The sequence below is a fragment of the Chryseobacterium sp. genome, from assembly GCF_045629545.1.
Lineage (GTDB): Bacteria > Bacteroidota > Bacteroidia > Flavobacteriales > Weeksellaceae > Chryseobacterium.
This window is the reverse complement of the sequence record NZ_JAZQRK010000048.1, coordinates 1-5460: the sequence shown is the minus strand read 5'-3', so window position 1 is coordinate 5460 and position 5460 is coordinate 1. Positions and strand designations below refer to the sequence as shown.

The 5460-nt window shown below is 33.8% G+C and carries 4 protein-coding genes; 3 read left to right on the top strand and 1 reads right to left on the bottom strand.

Going from position 1 to position 5460, the window contains the following annotated elements; translation table 11 throughout:
- Window positions 1–215: 215 nt before the first annotated feature.
- Window positions 216–395, top strand: coding sequence for a hypothetical protein (locus ACKI42_RS11575; RefSeq protein WP_407405591.1), 180 nt, complete (start codon window positions 216–218; stop codon window positions 393–395).
- A 120-nt stretch (window positions 396–515) separates the two neighbouring features.
- The gene (gene ligA / locus ACKI42_RS11570) at window positions 516–2519 is read left to right on the top strand and encodes an NAD-dependent DNA ligase LigA (RefSeq protein WP_407405589.1); all 2004 of its coding nucleotides are present in this window, start codon (window positions 516–518) and stop codon (window positions 2517–2519) included.
- Window positions 2520–2612: 93 nt separating this feature from the next.
- Here the strand turns inward: ligA and ACKI42_RS11565 are convergent, their stop codons facing one another.
- Window positions 2613–3104 carry a copper resistance protein NlpE gene (locus tag ACKI42_RS11565; RefSeq protein ID WP_407405587.1) on the bottom strand — a complete coding sequence of 164 codons (492 nt, stop codon included), beginning with the start codon at window positions 3102–3104 and terminating at the stop codon, window positions 2613–2615.
- Window positions 3105–3300: 196 nt separating this feature from the next.
- On the opposite strand from ACKI42_RS11565, the gene ACKI42_RS11560 reads away from it, so the two are divergent.
- Window positions 3301–5442 (top strand): S46 family peptidase, encoded by a 2142-nt coding sequence (locus ACKI42_RS11560; protein ID WP_407405585.1) that lies wholly within the window; start codon window positions 3301–3303, stop codon window positions 5440–5442.
- The last annotated feature ends 18 nt before the right edge of the window (window positions 5443–5460 follow it).

The following is a 5460-nucleotide window of genomic DNA, read 5'->3' as shown; positions in this document are numbered from 1 at the left end:
TGAATAAATATCCGTAATTTTATCAAAACAAATCATAAGGCAAATCTTAGTTAAATCATTAAATGTCAGAAACTTAAAGATACTAATTTTTGCCTTTTATCACAAGCTATTTATTCTAAATTTACAATCGAACTCAGGTTTTAAAGTATATTGATCAAGTAGATGATCCTTATCAATTTCCTTAGGATGAGATAAAAACGCCTATCTATGATGGTTTGGGCGTAGTTCAGTTTGCATTTTTACCACATTATCAATCTGATCATGAAGAATCAGAATTAATAGACAAGGAAGTAGAACGCTGTATGGAAAACAATTGGAAATTTAAAACTTTAAAGGATGGTGAAGTTCTTATCTTTGAAAATGTAGAAACACTGCAGAAACTCAGCCTAAGCTGATTTTATTAAAGTTCTCTTCTTAATCTCCAACCTTATTTATTGAAGTTTATCATAATATTTTAAGGGAATAAATTTATTTTCCTTTAAATCCTTATTTTTGTTTAAAAGATAGAACATCACATGTTTCAAAATATTCAAGATAAAATAAACGAGCTGCGCGCTGCACTCCAACAGCATAACGAAAACTATTATTTGCTAGACGAACCTAGCATTTCAGATTTTGAATTTGATCTCCTTCTGAAAGAACTTCAAGATCTAGAAGCCAAGCATCCAGAGTTTCATGATGATAACTCTCCTACTGTGCGTGTAGGCGGCGGAATTACCAAAAATTTCTCCACCGTACAGCATCAATTCAGAATGTATTCTTTGGATAATTCTTACGATTTTGATGACCTTGAAGACTGGGAAAAAAGAATTATTAAAACGATAGACGAACCCGTAGAATTTGTTGCAGAACTTAAATACGATGGTGCATCTATATCGATACTCTATGACAATGGAAAACTGACGCAAGCCGTTACGCGTGGCGATGGTTTTCAGGGTGATGAGATTACAGCAAATGTGCGTACCATTTCGGATATTCCTTTGACATTAAAAGGAGATTTCCCGCTGCAATTTTATATGAGAGGAGAAATTTATTTAACGAGAAAAAATTTCGAAAAAATAAATAAATCTCGCGAAGAAGAAGGTTTAGACGCCTTTATGAATCCTAGAAATACAGCAAGTGGAAGTCTAAAAATGCAAGATAGTGGCGAAGTAAGAAAACGCAGACTATCAGCAGTTTTATATCAGTTTGTTGCGCAAGATACCACAGCAACATCACATTGGGAATTGTTACAAAACACCAAAAAATGGGGTTTTAATATTTCAGATCAGGCTAAACTTTGCAAAAATTTGGATGAAATAAAAGAATTCATCACTTATTGGGATCAACACAGACACGAATTGCCTTTTGAAATAGACGGAATTGTACTGAAAGTAAATTCTCTTCAACAACAAAGACAGTTGGGCTATACTGCAAAATCGCCACGTTGGGCAATGGCATATAAGTTTAAAGCAGAGAAAGTAGAAACCGAACTTCAAAGCATTACGTATCAAGTTGGCAGAACGGGAGCAATAACGCCTGTTGCCAATCTAAAACCAGTGCTTTTGGGAGGAACTATAGTGAAACGCGCTTCTTTGCACAACGAAGATATTATTAAAAAATTGGGACTTCACGAGCACGATTTTGTGTATGTAGAAAAAGGGGGAGAAATTATACCCAAAATTGTAGGCATCAATGAAGAAAAAAGAACTTCCGAGAGTGCCGAAGTAGAATATATAAAAGAATGCCCAGAATGCGGAACGGAGTTGATAAAACTAGAAGACCAAGCCATCCATTATTGCCCTAATGATATGCATTGTCCGCCACAAGTAATTGGCAGAATGATTCATTATGTATCTAGAAAAGCTTTAAATATTGATAATCTTGGAGCAGAAACAATAGAGCAACTTTATAAAGCCAAATTGATAGAAAACCCAGCAGATTTTTACACACTAACGAGCGAACAAATTCTTCCGCTTGAAAGAATGGCAGAAAAATCGGTTCAAAATATTATTTCGGGGATAGAAAAATCTAAGGAAATCCCCTACGAGAAAGTATTGTACGGAATTGGTATAAAACATGTGGGCGAAACTGTAGCCAAAAAATTGGTAAAAAACTTCCCTACAATTGATGATTTGAAAAACGCTACAGAAGAAGAACTTTGTCAGGTAGAGGATATTGGTGGTAAAATAGCAATCAGTATTACAGAGTTTTTCAAGAATCCAGAAAGTCTAATTATGCTAGAAAGATTGAAATCTTATGGTGTACAACTAGAAAGAGGAGAAAAAATAAACGAAACATTATCTACTGTTTTAGAAGGAAAAACCTTTTTATTTACAGGAAAATTATCCTTATTTACTAGAGAACAAGCCGAAGAAATGGTAGAAAAACATAATGGTAAAAATATCTCCGCAGTCTCCAAAAACCTCAACTATCTTGTAGTAGGCGAAAAGGCGGGAAGTAAATTGAAAAAAGCACAAGATATTGGGACCATCACAATCTTAGATGAACAAGAATTTTTAGATTTAATTGAAAAATAATCATTTTCGATAATATTATTTTCAAACTTAAAGTTCAATAAAAAAGGGCGAATTTCATATGAAATTCGCCCTTTTTTATTGAACGGTATTCTGTTATTTTTTCTTGAAAATATAGTGTTCCTGTAAAGCACCTTGAATTTCTTTACCTTCAGTATCAAGCATAAACAAAGTATTCTCTCCTACTTTATATTGGTATTTGGTAGATTTTCCGTTCAAAGAAATAATGCTTCCTGTAGCATCCCACGAAAATGAACCTTTATCTTCATTTTTAGATTTCTTATCTAAATATTCTTCAGAAATAGTAAAAGTATTATCCTTATTCAATGTAAGATCTGTCTTTATACCAGGACAATCTGCACAAGGCACTACTGCTTCATAGGTTCCCATCCAATCTACAGAGTTTTGAGAATTATGTGATTCTCCTCCTACCATAGCTGCTGTACTAGTCGTATCTATTTCTGGTTTAGTATAGTTGAGTGTATCAATATTCTCTACGTTGGAAGATAGTATTGCGTTCTGGTTCTTTTTGCAAGCTACCAAGACCAATGTAGCAAGCAAACTTACTGTCAAAATTTTGTAATTCATATATGATATTGTTTTGTGATTGTTTTTTAAAAACGCAATATTGATGCTAAAAGTATTTTGTATTTATTAATTAATTATTAATAAAATTTTGGTTTAAAAAAACTGAAAAATAACATACCATTTAATAATAAAATTCGGCATCAATTTCTTGAATATGAAAAAAATTAAATTCGTATTTTAGACAAAATTTTTTGAAATGATAAAACGTAACATTTTAATTGCTGCGGCATTCTTCAGCTTTACACTCGGAGCTGCCCAACAATACGGCGGAATGTGGATACCGACGGAGCTTAATGAGAAGGAAATGAAGGATATGGGAATGAAAATTTCTGCTAAAGATATCTTCAACACACAAAAACCAAGTATAAAAGATGCAGTAGTACAATTCAATGGTGGATGTACTGCAGAAATTATTTCACCAAAAGGTTTATTGCTTACCAACCACCACTGTGGTTACGGACAAATACAAGCTCACTCTACTGTTCAGAATGATCTTCTTTCTAATGGATTTTGGGCTAAGAATATGGACACCGAACTTCCTAATCCTGGCGTAACAGTAGATTTCATTGTAGACATCAAAGAAGTTACACAACAAATCTTGGAAGGTACTGATCATCTTACGGAACCAGACCTTTCAAAAAAAATAGCCAACAATATTGAAGTTTACAAAAATACACTGAAGATAGAGCCTTATCAATCTATCTCTGTAAAATCGATGTACTATGGCAATAAGTATTATGCTTATGTGATTGAAAGTTTCAAAGATATCCGATTGGTAGGTGCGCCGCCACAAAGTATCGGAAAATTCGGGAGCGATACAGACAATTGGGTTTGGCCAAGACATACAGGAGATTTCTCTATGTTTAGAATCTATGCAGGAAAAGACAACAAACCCGCAGAATATTCTAAAGATAATGTGCCTTATGTTCCTAAACACTTTTTACCCGTATCAATAAAAGATAAAGCTGAGAACGATTTCACTTTTGTATATGGTTTCCCTGGGAAAACTACAGAATATCTTCCAGCTATTGCAGTAGAGAAGATTATGAAGGAAATAGATCCTGCAAAAATTGCAGTAAGAGAAGTTGCCCTAAAAACTTTAGATGAAAAAATGCGTGCTGATGATGCTACACGTATCCAGTATGCATCTAAATATGCTTCTATAGCCAACTATTGGAAAAAATGGATAGGCGAAGTAGAAGGTCTTAAAAAATCTAATGCAGTACAGAAAAAAGTAATGTATGAAGGTTCTTTGGTTGCTAAAAATCCTGAAGTTAAAAATACATTAGACCAAATGTCTAGATTGTATAATGAGCAAGCACCTTACGCGCTGAATAATGCTTACTATTCTGAAGTGGTAAGAAATGCTGAAACCTTAATGCTTGCTAACCTTTATTCTAATTTTGTAGCTGCTGTAGAAGCTGGAAGAATGGACGAAAAAGGAATTACTTCTTTTAAAAATAGACTATCCTCTATCTACAAAGATTATAATGCTGAACTAGATGCTAAGGTAACGGCAAAATTGGTTGCTTTATATGCTAACAAAACTGAAGCTAGATTTTTACCTGCAGGTTTTGATAAATATAAAAACGACGCAGAAAACATCGTAACATTTGAAGAAATGTCTAAAAACTCTATTGTTACAGGTAGAAGCGCAGTGAATGGTGCCACACTAAGTACAGATGTAGAAAAAGCATTCTCCAACCAAGACAAACTGATCAAAACATTAAAAAAAGATCCTATGTATCAACTTCTGATGATGATGAAGGATACATACACGAAAAATGTAGATCCTCAGTTTGTAGGAATTCAGGAGAAAATAGATCTGTTGCAAAAAAAATTCATGGCACAACAGCTTAGTACAGATAAAGACAGAAAATTCTTCCCAGATGCTAACTCTACACTAAGAGTAACATATGGTAAAGTACAAGGTTCTAAGCCAAAAGATGCGGTAGCTTACGATTACCAAACGCACCTTTCTGGAGTTATGGAAAAATATATTCCTGGAGATTATGAATTTGATGTTCCTAAAAAATTGATCGATCTTTATGACAAGAAAGATTATGGAATCTACAAAGACAAAACAGGTGATATACCCGTAGGATTCACAGCAACTAACCATACTACTGGTGGAAACTCTGGAAGCCCTGCATTGGATGCACAAGGGAATTTGATAGGACTTAACTTTGATAGACAATGGGAAGGAACGATGAGTGACATTAATTTTGATCCTCGCTTTAGTAGAAATATTATGGTAGACACCAAATATATCTTGTTTATCATTGATAAATTTGCAGATTCTAAATGGCTTATTGATGAAATGAAAGTGGTAAAATAACAACTACTCGATTATATA

Bases quoted from the DNA above. Each gene is read 5' to 3' on its own strand.
- ligA (WP_407405589.1), top strand. From the start codon at position 516: ATGTTTCAAAATATTCAAGATAAAATAAACGAGCTGCGCGCTGCACTC.
- ACKI42_RS11565 (WP_407405587.1), bottom strand. From the start codon at position 3,104: ATGAATTACAAAATTTTGACAGTAAGTTTGCTTGCTACATTGGTCTTG.
- ACKI42_RS11560 (WP_407405585.1), top strand. From the start codon at position 3,301: ATGATAAAACGTAACATTTTAATTGCTGCGGCATTCTTCAGCTTTACA.